An 18,847-nucleotide genomic window follows, 5' to 3' on the forward strand; every position below is an offset into this window, starting at 1 on the left:
GGCTTATGGCCGCACTTAGATGTCTTCCCAATAAAAATAACAGAGTGGACTCAGATGATGATCAAACAACTCTCTCAATGCGCCCTTTTATCTCTTGGTTTGGTGGCGTTGCCAGCGCTGGCAAAAACTCAAGTCATTACCCTTGGCACGGGCACCCCAGTGACCAACCCTGAACGGGTCGGCTCGGCCACCGCCGTGGTCTACAACGATAAAGCCTACCTCTTTGATATCGGCCCAGGCGCCGTACATCGCACCATTCAAGCGGCAGCCAAGGGCTTTCCGCAACTGCATCCGACCAAAATCGAAAACCTCTTTATCACCCACTTACACAGTGACCATATTTTGGATTACGCCGAATTAGCCTCTACCCTGTGGTGGCGTCGAGATAACCAGATTTCCGTGTTTGGCCCAAAAGGCATTCAAGCCATGACCGACGGCTACTATGAAATGCTGCAGGTGGATTTGGATCTACGTTTGCACGGCTTACAACCGGTGAAAAATCCGGAACTGTATAAAACTAAAGTGACCGAATACGAGCACGGCGGCTGGGTATTCCAAGATGGCGATGTCACCATCGAAGCGTTTGATGTACCCCACGGCGATATTGAGCCAGCCTTCGGCTACAAGATCACCACACCGGATAAAAGCATCGTTATTTCTGGCGATACCGGCTACAGCGAGAAGTTGATTGAAATGGCCAAAGGGGTCGATATTTTGGTGCACGAAGTGATCAATGATGAAGCCTTGAAAAAGGTCTCACCCGCGTGGCAAAACTATCATTCCCAAGCCCATACTCCAGCGGCGGAGCTGGCCAAAGTCGCCAACGCCGCACAGCCCGGCTTACTGGTACTGACCCACTTACTGTTCTATGCTGAGCCAGTGGAATCCACTGCCGAGCAAGTCCGTCAGCACTACGATGGCAAGGTGGTGTTAGCCAATGACTTGGATGTATTTGAATAGTTAACGAGCGCCTAATATGACTTTAGCCCTTGATCGTGGAATCCAAATCTTAGCAGAGCTGGGTAATGCTCAAGGGCTAACATTGTCAGAAATAGTAAAACGTACCGGCATTCCCAAAAGCACTACGCATCGGCTGTTAAAACGTTTATGCGAGCAAAACCTCGTGCGTCAAAACCTGCTTGATCAACGCTATCGCAGTAATGTGCTGCTACCTCAGCAATCCGAAGTGCATATTCCCCCTGCTGAGCAGCCGTTAATTGAAATCATTTGCCAAAATACCGAAGCCCTAACCGATCAAGTCTTGTGGCCATCGGATATTTTTATGCCCATTGGCAATCAACTCATTCTCGTTGAAAGCACGCGTGCACTGACCCGCCTGCATATCGCCCACTGCCGCATTCAAACCAAGGTCGACATACTGCGCTCCGCTGCGGGACGGGCGTTACTTGCCTTTAGTGAACCAGAAGACAGCGAGCGCTATCTGCAACAGGCCTGGAAAGAACCCAGCCACAGCTCTCGCGAGCAACGTCTGTTTACGGAAGCATGGCCGAGAATGCACGAGCAAATACGCCAGCAGGGCTATGCCTTTCGTGCCCCCACTTACTTTGGCGAACGCAGCAGTGGTGACGAACTCCGCGCCATTGCCGTGCCAGTGATCACAGATGGCAAAGTCCGCGCCTGTATCAACCTAGTCTGGCCTAAACTGTTCGCCAGTGAAGCCGCCTTTGCCAAGGATTATGCAGCCCCGCTACTGCAAACCGCCGCCGATATTAGCGCTCAATTAGGACACGTTTAGCTGATCGAATCCGGCTCCATTTTTGAGTGCCTGTGTTACGCTTCAATAAAGGAAAATGGTTCTTCCGCTAATAACAAAACATTAGGACGGTGCTATGCAGGTGGGTGATTCTTCTATTGTGTTGCTAGGGATCGCGTTGTCTTTGGGGCTATTGATTGGCGTTGAACGCGGTTTTAAATATCGTGATCAAAAAGACGGCGCTCGGGTCTCCGGCCTACGCACCTATGGACTGACCTCATTGCTGGGTGCTGTGTCCGCGATGCTGGCTGAGCAACTGGGTAGTTTTCTGCTGGGCGTATTTTTTATTGGTTTAGCCATCGCTTTAACCGCCTCTTACGTGGTCAATAGCACCCGCGAGCATTCCTCCCTGACCTCGTTAATCGCCTCGCTGTTGGCCTTTTGTTTTGGTGCCATGGTGATGGTGGGCTACGTCATCGAAGCCGCCTCTTTAGCCGTGATCACCACCCTTTTACTCAGCCTGAAAGGCGAATTACATCGCTGGCTATGGTTGATTGAAAAGAAAGAACTGTGGGCTGCGCTAGAACTGCTGATCATGTCAGTAGTGATTTTATCGGTGATTCCCGATGAAAATATGGGACCGTGGAACGCGCTGAACCCGTATGAGATCTGGTGGATGGTCATCCTGATCTCGAGTATTTCCTTTGTCAGCTATTTCGCGATGAAATTCGCGGGCGCGCGCAAGGGCATCATGGCCACTGCCTTATTTGCCGGCTTGGCCTCATCTACCGCATTAACCTTGCAGTTTTCAAGGATGGCGAAACAAGTCCCGCCCGCTGCACCGCTCTTGGCCGCTGGGGTACTGTTTGCCTGTGGCACCATGTACCCGCGCATTCTCTTGGTCGCCAGTGTGATTAACCCAGACATTCTGCCGTTACTGGCGATCCCCACATTAACCATGGCCGTGCTGACCTATATCCCAGCGCTTTGGTTGTGGTACCGCGGTAACCAAATGGTGCCTGAAAACGTGGCGCCACCGGCGTCGCCGTTATCGCTGTGGTCAGCATTAGGCTTTGGCGCCTTGTTAGCGGGGATTTTGCTGCTCAGTAGCGGCCTGCAGGCGACGCTGGGAGATGCGGGGGTGCTCATCTTAGCGGCAGCGTCCGGTGTTGCCGATGTGGATCCGATTAACCTGTCCTTATCCGGCATGAGCCGTGAAGGCTTAGCATTAGATACAGCGGTATTAGGGATTGTTATTGCAGCAACCGTAAACGGTCTGTTGAAAGCAGGCATGACCGGCGCCATTGGAGGAAAATCCATGTTTCAACGCGCCAGCATACCTTTGATATTCACCAGCGCGGTGGGATTAGGGTTGGCGGTCGCCCTCTAGCTTATTCAAAGCCAAATAAGCGTGCCGCATTGCGCCAGAAGTACTTCTCACGCACGCTTGGTTCTGGGAACCAGTCCTCCGCCAACATCAGCAAGGTGCCATAGTCCATACGCTGTGGTGCCAGCAAAAATGGCCAATCAGAACCCCAAAGCACGCGATCTTCGCCAAACGCATCGAAAAGCGCCATGACATATTCTTTCGTGTCGTTAAACGGAAACCCTTGTTTTGAAAACTTGGCCATGCCGGAAAGTTTGATAAAGTGTTCGCTTTGCTCGGCTATCGACAGCAAGGCTTGAAAGGCATCGGAGTCCATGCCCTTATCCAGTTCAGGTCGACCGCAGTGATCAATCACCACTGTCGCTGGGGTGCGCTTTAATAAGGCTTCAAACGCTAACAGTTGATCGCCTATGATTTGGATTTGCGCCATCAGCCCCACTCTGTGCAAGCGTTCCATCAAGGTTTCGGCATGGGCAAAATGCTCCACCCCATAAAAGGCCACGTTAAAGGTGACGCCCACAATCCCCGCCGCTTTCAGGGCGAGTAATGTGTCATCGGTAACGTCTTTGGACACCACAGCCATACCTTTAAAGCGGCCATTAGAGCGCTGGATAGCATCCAACAAGGCACGGTTATCATCTTCGCCGTAACCAGAGTTGGGGCCGATCACCAAGGCATGGGAGACGTGGTAGGCATTTAATACCTGTAAAAAGTAATCCGCTGGGCTGATTTCGTGGCCTTGAGGATGGTAGCGATCCGGTTGATAAGGGAAGTTTTCAGGGTCAAACACATGGTTATGACAATCAATTTTACGCTCTAACAACACAGACACAGCACACTCCATAGGCCAGCTAGAAAATCTAGCAGGCAGTCTGCGCTTGATGCCCTCGCACGTCTAGTTATGAGACATATTTTGAATATGGCTGGGAAGATTTTGGATTATGAAGCATTGCCCTAAACACCTTAATCAAGGACACTCCAAGCTATTTATTTCATTCTAATAAGGCTCTCACTGTGTCACCTATCTATCGCAAATGGCTGTTGCTTACTTTGCTACTAAGTAGCCTTGTTAGCGCTTTAATACTTATCGCCGCGGTTTGGCTTAATCGCCAGTTTGCCCTCTTCACAGAGCTTGAACCGCTTCACCTTTGGTTGCTAGCAAGCTTTTTAGTGAGTCAAAACTTGATTGTCTTACCTTGGCTGTACTGGCTTGACAAGCGTAAAGCCATTAAGGGAAATAAAGAGCGCATCCCCGAACGGATTTTGCATTTGGCCGCCTTGTTCGGGGGAGGTTTTGGCGCCTTGTATGCCCAACAACGCTATCGCCATAAAACACAAAAGCCACTATTTAAATTCACCGCGTGGCTGGGCATAATCTCAGTTTGCGGCTTGATTTACTTTGGCTGGTTAGCCGATACAAAATTATTTTAGTCTTTCTTAAAATAAAGATTGACTCGGTAAACTGCTGTCTATATATTGAACACCAGCTAGAAAGTTTGCGTGTTTAAGTCCTCGTTACGTAGTGTTATATAAAGTAGTCCTTCGTCTTGTAAGATCTAAAATATTGTCTATTTCTCCGCTACACCCGCCTCTTGCAGGCTCTTTTATTTTTTATCTACAGGATATCTATTATGTCTACTAAAACGACTGGTACAGTTAAATGGTTCAACGAAACTAAAGGCTTCGGTTTCATTCAACAAGACAACGGCCCTGATGTATTCGCTCACTTCCGTGCGATTCAAGGCAATGGCTTCAAAACACTAGCTGAAGGCCAAAAAGTTGAGTTCGTTGTAACTCAAGGCCAAAAAGGCCCACAAGCTGAGAACATCGTTGTACTTTAATTTTTAATTAAAGTTACACCCTAAAAAGGGGCGCTACCACAAGGTAGCGCCCCTTTTTATTCGTGCCAAATTAAATATAGGCTTCGACTATGTCGGACAGCTCCCTAGATTGGCGAGACAGCTGTTCACCTTCTTTATCCACTGAGTTCACAGTCGCTAAAGTTGCTTCAGCCAAAGATGAAATGGCCGAAATATTATGCCCCATCACATCTGCGGTTTGCGCCTGTTCTGTAGAGCCTGCGGCAATCTGAGCACTCATTGAAACGATGCCCTCCACCGCATGCGTGATCGATGCCAAGGAGTCCTCCACCTGTGACGTGCTGACCACGCCTCGCTGTGCGTATTCACTACTGTGTTGCATATGAACGACGGCGTCTTTCACACTATTACGCAAGGACTCAATCAAGGCTTGAATCTCCTCGGTTGAATCATGAGTACGCTGGGCAAGTGAGCGAACTTCATCGGCCACTACGGCAAAGCCTCGGCCACTTTCACCCGCTCTAGCTGATTCAATCGCCGCATTAAGCGCTAACAAGTTGGTTTGTTCTGCAATACTTTGAATCACATCCACCACCGAATCAATACGAGCTGTCTGTTCGCTGACGGTAGTCACTGCTTGACTCGAATGATGGATAACTTTTTCCAGTTCATCAATCGCTAAGCGTGTTTGCTGTACTACGGTATGCCCTTGTGCGACAGCAGCTTGAACGCGATTGGTTTGCTCCGCTGTGGTCTCAATATTCTGCGCCATTTCTTGTGCGGTCGCTGCCATTTGCTGCGCCGCAACAGCGGCTTGAGAGGACTCTTCCTGCTGTTTGGTGGCATTGGCTCGCGCCTGCTCCGTCAATTGCGCATTGATCTCTGTGGCTGAATGCAGGTCACGGCTGACACGTTGAATGCCTTGAAATTCGTTCTGCAGTTTACCTATAAAACGGTTAAAGCTTGAACTTAGCTCCGCAATTTCATCATGCCCTTTGATATCCAAGCGTTGCGATAAGTTTGCTGAACCTGCAGCAATATTATGTAGCTGAGCCCCGACGACATTGACGCGCTTAGAAACACTGATAGCAATGAATACAATCATAGAGACGCCAAACAATACCGCTGCCACCAACATCGCAGTTAAGGTCCAAGCTAGATTTACAATAAAACGTTTCTGCGTTTGCTCAAGTAAATCAAGGAGGATGTCAAAAGTGCCTTCTGTTTGATGAACTTGCTGACGCATATTGCCCATCACCCCGTCATTTTCACTCAGCCCAATTTGCTGGCTTTTTTGCACTAACGCTTGGAAACCTGCACGGTAAGCTTGAATAAAGTGCGAAATCTTTTGTTGTGACGCACTGTCTAAATCCGCTTGCGCTAACAAGCTCTGAAAGACAGCGATACTTTGCTCATGTTTCGTAACATAGCCAACATCGGAACGCAGCATAAAATCTTTCTCATGACGTCGCAGCGTCAACATCGCCACTTCCAGATCACTTTTGCCTAACGCTTTAATCGCTACTTCAGCATCGTGTACGGCTTGGCGTAACTTGCCACGCAAACCAAGCGTCTCCGTTAATCCCATTTCCTCACGCATCTGGCTAATCGCCAGAAATGCGTTGCGATAGGCCGCAAGGTAACCTTGCAAGTCACGTAAGTTTTCAAACACTTGCTCTTGATCAATCAGCGGTGAGCGCTGGATATGCGCTAAATCCGCCATCAATAGTTGGTAATTCGCTTCAAACTGTTCAACGTAGCGAGCCTCGTTTCGACTTAAGAAATCTTTTTCGTCTTTACGCAGATGCAGCATACGCTTTTCACTGTTTTCAAGCGTCTGGTTCAGCTCGAACAAGTCCTGCACCTTGCCCGACTCAATGTAGGTAAACACAGCAATAGACAGTAAAGTCAGGCCAACGATAAAAGCGGCAAGGAAAAGTTTGTGTCTTATCGACCCAGATATATGACGCATTACTAGCACTCCCTCTCACATCCCAAATGAGTGATTTGGGCGGCGATTATAAGTAACAGCAGGCGCTAGATAATGACCGTTTTATGACCAAGGCATTTTTATAAATATCTTTTATGATGGCTTGATATACATCATTAAAGCCACTTACATAAGCAAAACCTTGAATAAAATAAACCCACCCAACAGCGAAAAAAACACGCCACACAGCAGATCAATATAACGACCTGCGTTCAGCATTTTGCGCTGTAAACTGGGGCGAGTCAGTAGCCACGCCAAAGAGGCGAACCAGAAAAGCGATAAGCTCCAGATAATCGTCAGCGCTAGTCCTTTCCCGCTCAGTGACATGCTGATAGGGATTAAACTCGACATGAGACTGGCAAAGAACACTAAAGCTTTGGGGTTTAGTAGGTTGGTTAAAAAACCTTTTACAAACGCTTGGCGCTTGCTCGCTAATAGGACGATATTTCCCCCCATTGTTTGTGGGGCAACATGCCAGTGTTTGTATGTGGCCGACAGAGCTCCGACACCTAAATACAGCAGGTATAGTCCACCCGCCGTTTGCAGCAAAGCAAACAGCAACGGCTGTTGCTGCACCAAGTAACTGATCCCAGTCATACTAAAAATCGCATGAGTTAAGATGCTTAAGGACAAACCCAAGGCAATGTACAAGCCAGTTTGTCGACCAAAGCGTGCCGCGTTTTGCACCACTAAGGCAAAGTCAGGCCCTGGGCTCATCAGGGCCACTAAATGCACCGCAGCCAAGGTGATGAGGATATGTGTTTCGTTCATTATTGTTCTCCCATAAGGAGATCAGTGTGCCTGAATTAGGCACAGCAACGCTTGTACAAAACTGACAGCTAACGCACTTCCGAAGGCGATACGCCAAACGCTTGTTTAAAGGCTTTGCTGAAATGGGCCTGATCATAAAACCCCACTCGCTGCGCTACCTCCGTCCCCGACAGCTTGGCCTTGATCAGTTTCATCGCTTGCTCTAAGCGCAGACGAGTCAGCCAAGCATAAGGTGTCATCCCCATGGTCGCTTTAAAATGGCGTTGAAATTGTGTTGGGCTAAGGTCACACAGGGCCGCTAACTGCGCCAGTTGTATCGGCTCCGCTAGGTTGGCCAAAAGGTAGTCTCGCAAACGCTCAATGGTTAAACGTCCCAATGGCAAGACGACTTCAGGTTGGCGCTTGGCATAGCGTTCCAGCAACGGCTGAAAACCTTCATAAGGCAAGCAATCTTGCGCTAATTGCGCCAACTGGTTTTGACGCAGCGCTTGATGAGCTCGAACCAAAGAACAGAAGACATAGGGATCTTGAATCACTGGCTGTAGAAAGCTTAAACAACTGTCTGCACTTGCATCGTCGAGCTGTTTGGCAAACCAACTGGGATCAATGGCAAACACTTGGCTTTGGTAGCCAGATTCGCTGCTAGAATGGCCGTCATGCAGCTCATCTGGTGGCATCACCACCAAATCCCCTGGCCCTACATGATAGCGTTGGCCTAAATAGGTAAATTGTTGCTGCCCCTCAAGGATCAGCCCAAAGTGATAGTCCAAATGATAATGGCGCGAAAAAGCAAAGCTTTGATAATGCCCTTCAATTAGACCGACCGCCTGATCCGAGGTGCTGAAATAGTTCACTTTATCCATTTCGACTCGACCTCTTTTCTTCTGCCAGCATAGCTGATTAGTATCTCGCTAACCTTGTAAAAAACTGACATTTTGTAAATCGACTGGCACACCGCGGCATCGTCATGCAGACTTAGGTCATATTTGAATTGCAGTATCTTAGGGCTTTATATGCTTGCCGCCATTATTCGAGTTTCCACCTCATTCGCGCTACTCGCCGCTTACGCGACCTCGACCATTGCCTTGGCCCAAACCGATGCGGAAAGCTTCTTTGAAAAAATAGACACGCTACAAGCGTCCCACGCATCCAGCGCTGAACGTATAGCCGCCCTAAGCGACCTGTTTCAGGGGGCTCCTTATGTGGACGGAAATCTGGGGGAAGGTTCAACTGGAAAATACGATCGTGATCCCTTGTATCGCTTTGATGTGTTCGACTGCACCACGTATGTGGAAACCATCTTAGCCGGCGCACTCTCCAATTCTGCCAAGGACTTTGCCAGCAATATGCAGAAGATTCGCTATCAAGATGGGCAAGTCTCGTTTGTCAGTCGTAATCATTTTGCCAGCGCCGATTGGATTCCTAACAATCAGTGGCTACTGACCGATATCACCGCCGAGGTAGGACAAGCACAAACCCTCAGCGCCACGACCTTGATTGATAAACCTGCCTGGTATCAGATGATGTCCGACAGCCGCTTACAAGGCTTACCAGAGGATGCTGAGCGTGACACTTTGCTGCAAGCGCTGCATCAGGAAGGCACGCGTTTTCACCCACAAACCGTGACTACGCCTTATGTTCCCCTAAGTGCTGTCTATCAGGGCGACAGCATCAACCAAGCTTTGCTCGATCGTATCCCTAGCGGCAGCATCATCAGCATGGTGCGCCCTGATTATGATGTGAAAAAATGGATCGGCACCAATTTGAATATTACCCATCAATCCATTGCTCTACGCAAAGATGGTCAGCTGTTTCTGCGCCATGCCAGCCAGCTGAAAAAAGAAGTGACTGACGAGGATTTTATCGCCTACTTCGAGAAATACCGCACCAGTGCAACACTGAAAGGCTTTAACGTGCAACAACCGAATTTCTAGAGAGCACAAAAAAGCCGCTCCAAGTGACTTTCACTATACCTTGCCCTTGGTAGAGCGTCGTTTTCAGACCCGCCTTGAGTCTTCCCCTTTCTTGCTTAGCACGTTACATTGAATGGCACTGGCGAAAGCATTCGCCAATCAATCAAGCATGATAAGAACAATAAAGATGGCGATGAACGAACAACGGAATGAACGCCCCACTCCGGCTCAGGCAAACGATCTGGCGATTTTGATCGTCGACGATGAAGCAGGGATTCGGGACTTTTTAAAACGTGCGCTGAGTAAGCTCTATCAGGTGGTCGACTGTGCTGAGTCGACTCAACAAGCAGATCAGTGTCGCCTCGAAAAGCATTACGACTTGCTGGTGGTGGACATCTGTATGCCGGAGCGTTCTGGGGTGGAATGGATCCAGACCTTACGCGATTCGGGTAACCACGGCGACGTAATTTTTATGACCGCCTTTACCGATATGAACCACGCCATTGACGCCCTACGCCTAGGTGCCAGTGACTTGATACTAAAACCCTTTCGCATTGAGCAGATGCGCGCCGCAATAAAGAAAACCCTCGATCATCGCCGATTGTCGCGGGAAAACTTCGTTTTACAACGCCAACTGAACGGCCAGCAAACGCCCCTATTAATTGGTCAAAGCCCTGCGATGCAAACCTTAAACAAACTGATTGAGCGCATCGCACCTGCGCCTTCAGCCGTTTTATTAGAAGGTGAAAGCGGCACTGGCAAAGAATTAGCCGCGCGCGCCTTGCATCAACTTAGTGGCCGACAAGGTGCCTTTGTGCCAGTGAACTGCGCAGCTTTAGCACCCGAACTGATGGAATCAGAGCTGTTTGGTCACGTCAAAGGCGCTTTCACCAGTGCCCACCAGTCACGGGAAGGCCTGTTTAGTTACGCTGACCATGGCACCCTGTTTCTCGATGAAATTTCAGAAATGCCCTTGGCCATGCAAGCCAAATTATTGCGCGTGTTGGAAGATGGCCGCATTCGTCCGCTGGGTACCGAGCGCGATAGACCGGTGAGTGTTCGGATCGTGGCAGCTTCCAATAAGCACCTCGCCGATGAAGTTCAGCAAGGCCGCTTTCGCGAAGACTTGTTCTATCGCCTTAATGTGTTGCAATGCCTACTGCCACCGTTGCGAGAGCGGCTCGACGATCTACCGCTGTTAACCGAGCACTTGGTCAAACGCTTAAGCCAAGAGCTCGCCATGCCACCAGTCCAGTTTACTGAGCAGGATTTTCACTTGATGCGCCAACAGCGCTGGCCGGGGAATATTCGCGAGCTGAAAAACCTTGTGGAGCGCTGCTTATTATTGAACATGAACGCCCATGAACTGCTGCAACGGCCTTCTCCTAGCGACTCAGTATTCAATGGTTTTCCATTAGACTGGACGCTACAAGAGGTGGAACTGAATCATATCGAGCGAGTACTTAGCGCTCACGGCGGCAATAAAACTCAGGCGGCGAAACAGCTAGGTATTACTCGCAAAACCCTCGACCGTAAACGCCAATCAAGCAGTGATGAGTGCGACGCCCTTGACTAAAGCACCTTGGTCACGTCGCCGTAATAGCCTGCGCTACCGCTTATTGCGACTCACCCTGTTTCCCTTGCTGTTGATTCTACCAGGCGTCATTGGCTTGGCTTACTTATGGAGCCAGGAAGTCGGCTACCGCCAATTATTAATGAAGGCCAACACTGACCTTGCGGTGGCTCATGAGGCCTTTATCACTAACCAACAACAGCATCTGACACGCCTCTCCCTGCTTGCCAGTGATTACCGTTTTCGCCCTGCATTACTGCGTTACAGTGAGCCCAGCTCGACTAAAGAAGACGCGTTAGCTCTATTAGAAAATGAGCTAGCTCGTGCCGCTGGGGTCGATTATGTGCGTGTGTTGAATTTAAATGGCTGTGAACTAACTACATCGAATTGTCGTTATCCTGCTGGGCCACTGGCCGCGAAAGCTCTCTCACAAGGGCCAGTGAGTGGCGTGCAGATTTTCACACATGAACAGCTACTAGAACTCTCAACTACCTTAGCCGCTCAAGCTCAGGTGACGTTAGCAACGTCTACAAAGGGTCTAGAACAACGGGGCATGATGCTGCATTTAATGCAGCCCTTGTTGAATGATCAAGGTCAAGCCATCGCTCTGCTCGCCGCTGGCGTACTGATGAATGGCAACTTTGAGTTGGTCGATCAAATCCGCTCAACCGTCTATGGTCCCGGCAGTTTACCCGACAATGTAGTGGGCACGGTGACGCTCTTTTTAGGCGATGTGCGCATCAGCACCAACGTGCCCCACCCCAGCGCCCCGCAGCTGCGGGCCTTAGGGACACAAGTGTCAGCTCAGGTGAAATCTCAGGTATTAGAGCAAGGTCAGCGCTGGCTCGATCGAGCCTTTGTGGTCAACGATTGGTATATCTCCGCCTACGAGCCAGTATTGGATGTGAACGGTAAACGCGTCGGTATGCTCTACACTGGCTTTCTCGAAGCGCCCTTCCTCGAGAGTTTCTATATCTGGCTAGAGTTATTGCTCTGGCTGTTTGTCGCGGTGTTACTGTTTTGTATCGCCATTACCATTCGCGGGGCGCGCGCCATTTCCAAGCCGTTAGAGCGTATGGCGGACGCCATGGACCGAGTACGTGATGGTGCGCGACAGCCTTTATCTATTGGGCAATCAACGGATGAAGTACAACAACTGGCACTGCACTTTAATGAAATGCTGGCGCAGCTCGATGCCCAACATCAAGCGATCCAACAGGCGTCAAATCAGCTAGAAGAAAAGGTTCATGAGCGCACCCACGCCTTAAGCCAGCGTACCGAGGAATTACAACAACACATTGCCTTATTAGATCGCACCCGCGAGCAGTTAATCGAACAAGGCAAGCTGGCCGCATTGGGCGAATTGACCGCGGGCATTGCCCATGAGATCAATAACCCAACGGCGGTAATCTTGGGCTATATGGATCTGTTATTGGATGAACTGGGCGATCATGCCACACCAGAAGTACGCCAAGATGCCGAGCTGATCATCGCGCAAGTCGATCGTATTCGCATCATTATCAATGACTTACTTAAGCTCGCTCGCCCCACGCCCGAACATCAGACATTCACGACGATTGATGTAAACGATGTGATTAAGAAAACGCAGACGCTCGTCAAACATGAGCTGCAGCGCCGTCAGATTCGCTTAACACTGGATCTTAAGGCGCAGCGCTCGGCGCTCGCCGATGCTTCACAATTACAGCAGGTGCTGATCAATCTCATCATGAATGCCGCCAACGCCATTACACAAGACGGTATCATTGTGATTCGTAGTTGTGACACACGAAATGGTCGTATCAAACTCACCGTGCGCGATAACGGTTCTGGGATTGACCCTGACCATCTAAAACGCATCTTCGATCCGTTCTTCTCTACCTCCCATACGGGCACTGGACTGGGCTTATCCATCACTCACCGACTGCTGTCAGAAGTGGGGGCTGAAATAAAAGTACGCTCGCGCATCGGCCGTGGCAGCGTGTTTTTTATTTGGCTCAACCCGCAAACCGAAGCGAGTCAAAATAACCCTACCCTATAAATGAGCCGAGTCATAATGACTCGGTTTATTTTTCACACTTCATAAAACCAAAAAACAATTCATTATAAATCAACAGCTTAGTTTTTTGGCGTTGTTCTTGCTCTGTATTAGATAGCGAGCCATAAGCTCGCCTAACAACTACGACTGCAACAATAAATATAAAAGCGGAGAAACACCTTATGTCGAACACATCTGGTCCATTATCTTTCCTGCTCAAAGAACGCATTGTCGCCAAACCGGGCTTTAACCGCTGGCGCGTTCCACCGGCATCCATTGCTATTCACCTTTGTATCGGCTCCGTCTACGCATGGAGTATTTTCAACCCACCTTTGGTACGTCAGCACGGCGTGGTCGCCAGTGCCGCAGACGACTGGTCTTTAAGTTCGGTGGTCTGGATTTTCTCCACCGCCATTGTGTTCCTAGGCTTAGCTGCCGCCATTGGTGGTAAATGGTTAGAAAAAGTGGGTCCTCGTGCCGTAGGTTTCTTGGCAGCGATCCTTTGGGGTGGCGGCTTCTTAGTGGGTAGCGCCGGCATTTTAACCGACCAACTCTGGCTACTCTATCTCGGTTACGGTGTGCTCGGCGGCTGTGGTCTCGGCTTGGGTTATGTGTCTCCGGTGAGTACGTTAATACGCTGGTTCCCTGACCGACGGGGGATGGCAACGGGGATGGCCATTATGGGCTTTGGTGGCGGCGCCATGATAGGCGCCCCCCTGAAAGAATGGCTACTGTCTAAATTCTATGTAGCACCACAATACCTAGGCCAAGTGGCTGACTTAACCTTGATCACCGATGCCGGACGTCGCTTTGTGGAAGTGGCTGGTGAGCGTCTAGAAGTCGTCGTCGCAAGTGCTGCAGATATGGCGAAAATGCCGGTTCCAGGACCTGAAGGTGTATATGTGGTCAACACGGGCGATACCGGTGTCGCAGGCGTGTTCATTACCCTTGGTATTGTTTACTTTATCATTATGACCATTGCCGCGTTTGCTTACCGTGTACCTGCTCCAGGCTGGAAACCAGAAGGCTGGACTCCGCCAGCGGAAAGCGAAAAGAAAACCAGTCTAATTTCTGAAAATCATGTACACATTGACCAAGCCTTAAAAACACCTCAGTTTTACCTACTGTGGTTGGTGCTGTGTTTGAACGTGACCGCCGGTATCGGTGTGATCGGTGTGGCGAAAACCATGATGACGGAGATCTTCGGGACCACCCTACCCACCATTGTTGACGCGGGCTTTGCCGCCACCTACGTCTTGATGATCAGTGTCTTTAACATGGTGGGACGTTTCTTCTGGGCGTCAGCATCCGATTACTTAGGGCGCAAGAATACCTTCTTCTGCTTCTTCTTAATCGGTATGGTGCTGTACGTCACCATTCCATTTGTGGCGAGCCAAGTCAGCAGCAACCCTGCGGTGATTTGGTTAATCCTGTTCTGCATCGCGACCATGATTATCTTCACCATGTACGGCGGTGGTTTCGCGACGATTCCTGCGTACCTTGCAGATATCTTTGGTACCTTGCACGTGGGTGGTATTCACGGTCGCCTATTAACCGCTTGGAGTACTGCTGGTGTGTTAGGCCCATTCGCGATTACCTACTTACGCGAACAGTCGTTGAACAACGCCATCCATAACTTGGCGGCGAAAATCGACCCGGCAAGATTCCAACAGGCATTTGGTGCTGGCGTTGAACAATTAGAGTCTTTGATTGCTTCAAAAACAGTCACCCTAGGTCGATTAATGGAAATCGCACCAGCGGGCACAGTGGATCCGACGTCCAGTCTGTACAACACCACCATGTATGCGATGGCAGCACTGCTGGTTGTGGCTTTCTTTGCCAACATGGCGGTTCGTCCGGTGTCAGAAAAACACCACGTGGAGAACACTCACCCAGAAGAAGCCCCAGCACGCTAGTGGCTTGCTCTTGATGACTAACACAAAGGCTGAACCGAAAGGTTCAGCCTTTTCTTTATGCCAGCAATTGCATGCCGTTGTAGAGAAATTGTAGTGCGAGCATCAGCAGCATCACCCCCATCACCCGTTGTAGCCAACTCATAATGCGTGGATTCAGCACCGCTTGTTTTAATTGACTTCCCGCCACAAAGTAACTCGCTGGCGCACCGCCGGCCATGGTACCGAGCACAAGCGACATCAGCAAGATCATCAGCCCTTCCACATGAGCATTGGGAAACTGCACGGTCACAATGGGCAGCACCGCCACCATGGCTTTCGGGTTAGTGAGCTGCATCAAAAAGCCTGACAAAAATGTAAGATTTTGCGGCCTGTTACCAGCGTTTTGCACACTAAAACTGGCTTTGATAATTTTCAGTGCCAAATAGGCAATATAAGAACCGCCAGCCAATGCCGCCAATCCTTGCAGCGTTGCGGTCATAAACGAGCTGCCTAGATAGCCCGTGACAATAAACAGCAAGCACATGGCCAAACCAACACCGGCACAGAAGCGCAACGCCCGCCAACCGTAATCGGATACCCCCGCAAATAAAGACAGCATATTCACAGGACCAGGGCTGTACATCATCGCCACAGCGAACAGAAAAATCTCAAGCATAGCAAAGCCTCCAACGGCATTTGAGTCGGATCAAAGAACGATAGAAAGGGAAAAAGATTAGCGGGCGAGAATCAGCTGCTGATACTGCCGCGGCGTCATGCCAAACACAGGTTTAAAGCGACGATTGAAATGGCTCAGATCGTTAAAGCCCAGCTCAGTCACCACATCGAGCACTGGCACACCGGAGCGCAAGGCTTGCTGACCACGATGAATACGTACATTGAGCCAATATTGATGGGGCGTCATACCGGTATAGGCTTTAAAGCAGCGCAAAAAATGGTACTTGGACATGCAGGCCACTTGGCACAAATCGTCCAACGAGACTTCATCTTGGTAGTGGTCTTGTAAGTAGTCTTTGGCGCGCTCTAACAATTGCTGACGACGTGACTCAGCCAACAAGGGCTGCTGCGATTGATAACGTACGAGCTGTTCACTGAGCTCGAACAATAGGGATTCGTACTCACTGGAGGTGCCGGTTTTCAGCTCGATTAAATGTGCCAAGCGCAGGATTTTGTCTTGCACCTCTGTGTCAGAAAACACCGCATCCTGAATGCGAAATTGCTCCGGCGAACGAACATTCAAGGCTTCCAAATACGGTGCCAGCTGATCTGGGTGAATGTACAACATGCTGTAAGTCAGCGCCGTTTCGTCACCGGATTCACCATCGTGGGCATCGCCTGGGTTAAACACCATGATTTGCCCAGGATGGCTTTTATGAAACGCACCTTGGGTATAAAAGTCCTGACGACCGGTCAGCGTCACGCCAATCGAATACTCTTCATGGGCATGCGTGCTGTAGGCAAAGTCGGTCATGGATGCTTTCAGCAACATGACATCCTCAAGCCCTTGGCTATTCATAAAGGTAAAACGATTCTCGTCGGACATTTCCAACCCCAAAGTGTGCGTTGATCTTTACTGAAAAGATTACAACTCATCATAGCAAAGGTATTGGACAAAATTGCGCACTATCAACCTAGTTTATCTGTTGGCGCCACAGCGCTTTTCAAACACAGCATTTCGTTCTATGGTGTGGCTTTACGAACATTTGGATCGTCGCCCATGACATTTACTTATTTATTCGATCCGCTGTGTGGCTGGTGCTACGCGGCGGCGCCTGCGATCAAAGCACTGCGCGAGTCTGAGCTTGGCAACATTGCCATGGCTCCGGTGGGATTATTCTACAATCCGCGCCCAACCAGCGACATCGCGGACTTTGCCAAGACCAACGACGAGCGCATTCAGTCGCTGTCTGGTCAAGAGTTCTCTGAAGCGTACTTTAACAAGGTGCTGCTGAAGCCTGATGGCGTATTTTCTTCTCGCGCCCTAACTCAAGCGACCCTGTTCTTAGAAACCCAACAACTGGGTCTAGCGGGTGAGTTGCTACACACAGCGCAAATTCGTCGTTACGTGGATGGTATCGATACATCGGATGCGGCGGAAGTAGCGAAAATCGCTAAAGAAGTGGCGGCAGAGCAAGGCGTTGAAGTGGATCAAGACACCTTGTTGGCTTTGCTACAAGATGGCAGCCCATTGCAACAACAAGCCGATCAAATGGTACAACAAGCGAGCCAACTACTGAGCCGTTTGCCAGGCTCTGGCGGCGTACCACAGTTAATCATGACCAATGAAAATGGCCAAAACTACATTTTCTCTGGTGCCGATTTGTACCAAGGTGCAGAAGGTTTCCTTGGTTTGGTAAACACTATCCAAATGGCTTTATCTGGGCAAATCACCCCAGAAATGTTAGCGCAGATGCAAGAGAAGTAATGCTTCCTCATTAGCCAAAATGCCCCGCTTTCTAAGCTAGAAAGCGGGGCATTTTTGTTTTCAGCAAACCAACGATTTATCGCTATTACGCCGCTTTGGTTAGCTTCTCGTTTTTAAACAGAATCAAGAAGATCACCATCACTGCCGCGGCAAAGACTGCTGGGAACATCCAGATACCGTTCCAGTCTGCCACACCATTAATGGTGTAGGCATCGGTCACTTTACCTGCCACCCAGAAGCCGATCAGCATACCGACGCCGTAGGTCGCTAGAGTAATCATGCCCTGTGCCGCGCTCTTGTTCTTATCGCCAGCTTTGGCATCCGTGTAGATTTGGCCAGTCACGAAGAAGAAGTCGTAGCAAATACCGTGCAAAGCGATACCTAGGATCAACATCGCCATGCCGCTGTCAGCGTTACCGTAAGCGAATAGCACGTAACGCAGTGCCCAGGCCAACATACCGATTAGCAGGGTTAGCTTGATGCCAAAACGGCTCAATAGCACTGGCATGATCAATAGGAACAAGACTTCCGACATCTGACCGATGGTCATAATGCCGGTCGCGTTTTCCACGCCCACGCTCGCTAGGAACGGGTTCGCGTTTTGGTAGTAGAACGCCAGCGGAATACAGATCAACACAGAAGATAGGAAGAACACTAGGAAGCTACGATCTTTTAGTAGGTTCAACGCATCCAAACCTAGGATTTCGCTCACACTGCTGCTTTGACCCGCACCTTTTGGTGGCGTGCTTGGTAGAGTGAAGCTGTAGGCTGCCAAGATCACTGAAGCCACAGCGCCCAGCACAAAGGTGTTGCGTAGCATGCCGTCGGCGATCGCTGCTTGTGAGTCCCAAGAGAACACAAAACTGATCACTAGACCGGCAACAATCCAGCCGATGGTGCCCCACACACGTACTTTACCGAACTCTTTCGCTGGGTCTTTCATTTGACCAAACGACACTGAGTTCACCAAGGCAAGGGTTGGCATGTAGGCAATCATGTAGCCCAATACGTATGGGTAGAAGGCCGCGAAGTCTTGTGCTTGGTACATCATGTACATCAGCACCGCGCCAATGAGGTGTAGCACACCCAAAATACGTTCCGCGTTAAAGAAGCGGTCAGCAATCAGTCCGACGAAAAACGGCGCGATGATCGCTCCCCAAGATTGCGTTGAGAACGCCATACCAATTTCACCACCGTTGGCACTTAGGGTTTGCCCTAAGAAAGTACCTAAGGTGACGAACCATCCTCCCCAGATAAAGAACTGGAGAAACATCATTATACTAAGACGAGTTGTTATCATTGTTTT

The 18,847-nt window shown here is 49.8% G+C and carries 17 protein-coding genes; 10 read left to right on the plus strand and 7 right to left on the minus strand.

Going from position 1 to position 18,847, the window contains the following annotated elements; translation table 11 throughout:
• Positions 1–54 precede the first annotated feature (54 nt).
• The 3 genes from ACOSVP_RS13455 (at position 55) to ACOSVP_RS13465 (ending at position 3,104) form a co-directional block, all read left to right on the plus strand.
• Positions 55–960: an MBL fold metallo-hydrolase gene (locus ACOSVP_RS13455; RefSeq protein ID WP_487348003.1), complete on the plus strand. Its 906-nt coding sequence runs from the start codon at positions 55–57 to the stop codon at positions 958–960.
• 16 nt (positions 961–976) lie between these two features.
• A complete protein-coding gene (locus ACOSVP_RS13460; RefSeq protein ID WP_487348004.1) occupies positions 977–1,756 on the plus strand; it encodes an IclR family transcriptional regulator in 780 nt (259 codons plus the stop codon).
• 94 nt (positions 1,757–1,850) lie between these two features.
• Positions 1,851–3,104 (plus strand): MgtC/SapB family protein, encoded by a 1,254-nt coding sequence (locus ACOSVP_RS13465; RefSeq protein ID WP_487348005.1) that lies wholly within the window; start codon positions 1,851–1,853, stop codon positions 3,102–3,104.
• Between the two features lies 1 nt (position 3,105).
• Here ACOSVP_RS13465 and ACOSVP_RS13470 read toward each other — a convergent pair whose 3' ends face one another.
• Positions 3,106–3,933, minus strand: a complete 828-nt coding sequence (locus ACOSVP_RS13470) for an amidohydrolase family protein (protein WP_487348006.1) — start codon at positions 3,931–3,933, stop codon at positions 3,106–3,108.
• A 338-nt stretch (positions 3,934–4,271) separates the two neighbouring features.
• On the opposite strand from ACOSVP_RS13470, the gene ACOSVP_RS13475 reads away from it, so the two are divergent.
• Positions 4,272–4,532 (plus strand): DUF1294 domain-containing protein, encoded by a 261-nt coding sequence (locus tag ACOSVP_RS13475; protein ID WP_487348007.1) that lies wholly within the window; start codon positions 4,272–4,274, stop codon positions 4,530–4,532.
• Positions 4,533–4,732: 200 nt separating this feature from the next.
• Complete coding sequence (locus ACOSVP_RS13480) at positions 4,733–4,942, plus strand: cold-shock protein (RefSeq protein ID WP_487348008.1); 210 nt, start codon at positions 4,733–4,735, stop codon at positions 4,940–4,942.
• A 70-nt stretch (positions 4,943–5,012) separates the two neighbouring features.
• Here the strand turns inward: ACOSVP_RS13480 and ACOSVP_RS13485 are convergent, their stop codons facing one another.
• From ACOSVP_RS13485 to ACOSVP_RS13495, 3 genes are all read right to left on the minus strand, one after another.
• Positions 5,013–6,893 carry a methyl-accepting chemotaxis protein gene (locus ACOSVP_RS13485; RefSeq protein WP_487348009.1) on the minus strand — a complete coding sequence of 627 codons (1,881 nt, stop codon included), beginning with the start codon at positions 6,891–6,893 and terminating at the stop codon, positions 5,013–5,015.
• Positions 6,894–7,037: 144 nt separating this feature from the next.
• Positions 7,038–7,682 (minus strand): LysE family translocator, encoded by a 645-nt coding sequence (locus ACOSVP_RS13490; RefSeq protein WP_487348010.1) that lies wholly within the window; start codon positions 7,680–7,682, stop codon positions 7,038–7,040.
• 68 nt (positions 7,683–7,750) lie between these two features.
• Complete coding sequence (locus ACOSVP_RS13495) at positions 7,751–8,545, minus strand: helix-turn-helix domain-containing protein (RefSeq protein ID WP_487348011.1); 795 nt, start codon at positions 8,543–8,545, stop codon at positions 7,751–7,753.
• A 150-nt stretch (positions 8,546–8,695) separates the two neighbouring features.
• On the opposite strand from ACOSVP_RS13495, the gene ACOSVP_RS13500 reads away from it, so the two are divergent.
• From ACOSVP_RS13500 to ACOSVP_RS13515, 4 genes are all read left to right on the plus strand, one after another.
• The gene (locus ACOSVP_RS13500) at positions 8,696–9,616 is read left to right on the plus strand and encodes an N-acetylmuramoyl-L-alanine amidase-like domain-containing protein (RefSeq protein WP_487348012.1); all 921 of its coding nucleotides are present in this window, start codon (positions 8,696–8,698) and stop codon (positions 9,614–9,616) included.
• A 166-nt stretch (positions 9,617–9,782) separates the two neighbouring features.
• Positions 9,783–11,171, plus strand: coding sequence for a sigma-54-dependent transcriptional regulator (locus ACOSVP_RS13505; protein WP_487348013.1), 1,389 nt, complete (start codon positions 9,783–9,785; stop codon positions 11,169–11,171).
• A complete protein-coding gene (locus ACOSVP_RS13510) occupies positions 11,164–13,206 on the plus strand; it encodes a sensor histidine kinase (RefSeq protein ID WP_487348014.1) in 2,043 nt (680 codons plus the stop codon). Before ACOSVP_RS13505 ends, ACOSVP_RS13510 begins: the two co-directional genes overlap by 8 nt.
• 179 nt (positions 13,207–13,385) lie before the next feature.
• The gene (locus tag ACOSVP_RS13515) at positions 13,386–15,119 is read left to right on the plus strand and encodes an OFA family MFS transporter (RefSeq protein ID WP_487348015.1); all 1,734 of its coding nucleotides are present in this window, start codon (positions 13,386–13,388) and stop codon (positions 15,117–15,119) included.
• Between the two features lie 55 nt (positions 15,120–15,174).
• Here the strand turns inward: ACOSVP_RS13515 and ACOSVP_RS13520 are convergent, their stop codons facing one another.
• Both ACOSVP_RS13520 and ACOSVP_RS13525 read right to left on the minus strand, forming a co-directional pair.
• Complete coding sequence (locus tag ACOSVP_RS13520) at positions 15,175–15,774, minus strand: LysE family translocator (RefSeq protein WP_487348016.1); 600 nt, start codon at positions 15,772–15,774, stop codon at positions 15,175–15,177.
• A 57-nt stretch (positions 15,775–15,831) separates the two neighbouring features.
• Positions 15,832–16,659, minus strand: coding sequence for an AraC family ligand binding domain-containing protein (locus ACOSVP_RS13525; protein WP_487348017.1), 828 nt, complete (start codon positions 16,657–16,659; stop codon positions 15,832–15,834).
• Positions 16,660–16,833: 174 nt separating this feature from the next.
• Between ACOSVP_RS13525 and ACOSVP_RS13530 the strand changes: the two genes are divergently transcribed.
• On the plus strand, positions 16,834–17,541 hold the full coding sequence (locus ACOSVP_RS13530; protein ID WP_487348018.1) for a DsbA family protein: 708 nt from the start codon (positions 16,834–16,836) through the stop codon (positions 17,539–17,541).
• Positions 17,542–17,626: 85 nt separating this feature from the next.
• On the opposite strand, the gene ACOSVP_RS13535 is transcribed toward ACOSVP_RS13530, so the two are convergent.
• Positions 17,627–18,841 carry a nucleoside permease gene (locus ACOSVP_RS13535; RefSeq protein WP_487348019.1) on the minus strand — a complete coding sequence of 405 codons (1,215 nt, stop codon included), beginning with the start codon at positions 18,839–18,841 and terminating at the stop codon, positions 17,627–17,629.
• Positions 18,842–18,847 lie beyond the last annotated feature (6 nt).

It is taken from the genome of Marinomonas sp. HM11-D, assembly GCF_057626615.1.

Coding starts and splice junctions, on each gene's coding strand:
- ACOSVP_RS13505 (WP_487348013.1), top strand. CDS start 9,783: ATGGCGATGAACGAACAACGGAATGAACGCCCCACTCCGGCTCAGGCA.
- ACOSVP_RS13455 (WP_487348003.1), top strand. CDS start 55: ATGATGATCAAACAACTCTCTCAATGCGCCCTTTTATCTCTTGGTTTG.
- ACOSVP_RS13460 (WP_487348004.1), top strand. CDS start 977: ATGACTTTAGCCCTTGATCGTGGAATCCAAATCTTAGCAGAGCTGGGT.
- ACOSVP_RS13530 (WP_487348018.1), top strand. CDS start 16,834: ATGACATTTACTTATTTATTCGATCCGCTGTGTGGCTGGTGCTACGCG.
- ACOSVP_RS13480 (WP_487348008.1), top strand. CDS start 4,733: ATGTCTACTAAAACGACTGGTACAGTTAAATGGTTCAACGAAACTAAA.
- ACOSVP_RS13515 (WP_487348015.1), top strand. CDS start 13,386: ATGTCGAACACATCTGGTCCATTATCTTTCCTGCTCAAAGAACGCATT.
- ACOSVP_RS13490 (WP_487348010.1), bottom strand. CDS start 7,682: ATGAACGAAACACATATCCTCATCACCTTGGCTGCGGTGCATTTAGTG.
- ACOSVP_RS13525 (WP_487348017.1), bottom strand. CDS start 16,659: ATGTCCGACGAGAATCGTTTTACCTTTATGAATAGCCAAGGGCTTGAG.
- ACOSVP_RS13535 (WP_487348019.1), bottom strand. CDS start 18,841: ATGATAACAACTCGTCTTAGTATAATGATGTTTCTCCAGTTCTTTATC.
- ACOSVP_RS13465 (WP_487348005.1), top strand. CDS start 1,851: ATGCAGGTGGGTGATTCTTCTATTGTGTTGCTAGGGATCGCGTTGTCT.
- ACOSVP_RS13500 (WP_487348012.1), top strand. CDS start 8,696: ATGCTTGCCGCCATTATTCGAGTTTCCACCTCATTCGCGCTACTCGCC.
- ACOSVP_RS13520 (WP_487348016.1), bottom strand. CDS start 15,774: ATGCTTGAGATTTTTCTGTTCGCTGTGGCGATGATGTACAGCCCTGGT.
- ACOSVP_RS13495 (WP_487348011.1), bottom strand. CDS start 8,545: ATGGATAAAGTGAACTATTTCAGCACCTCGGATCAGGCGGTCGGTCTA.
- ACOSVP_RS13485 (WP_487348009.1), bottom strand. CDS start 6,893: ATGCGTCATATATCTGGGTCGATAAGACACAAACTTTTCCTTGCCGCT.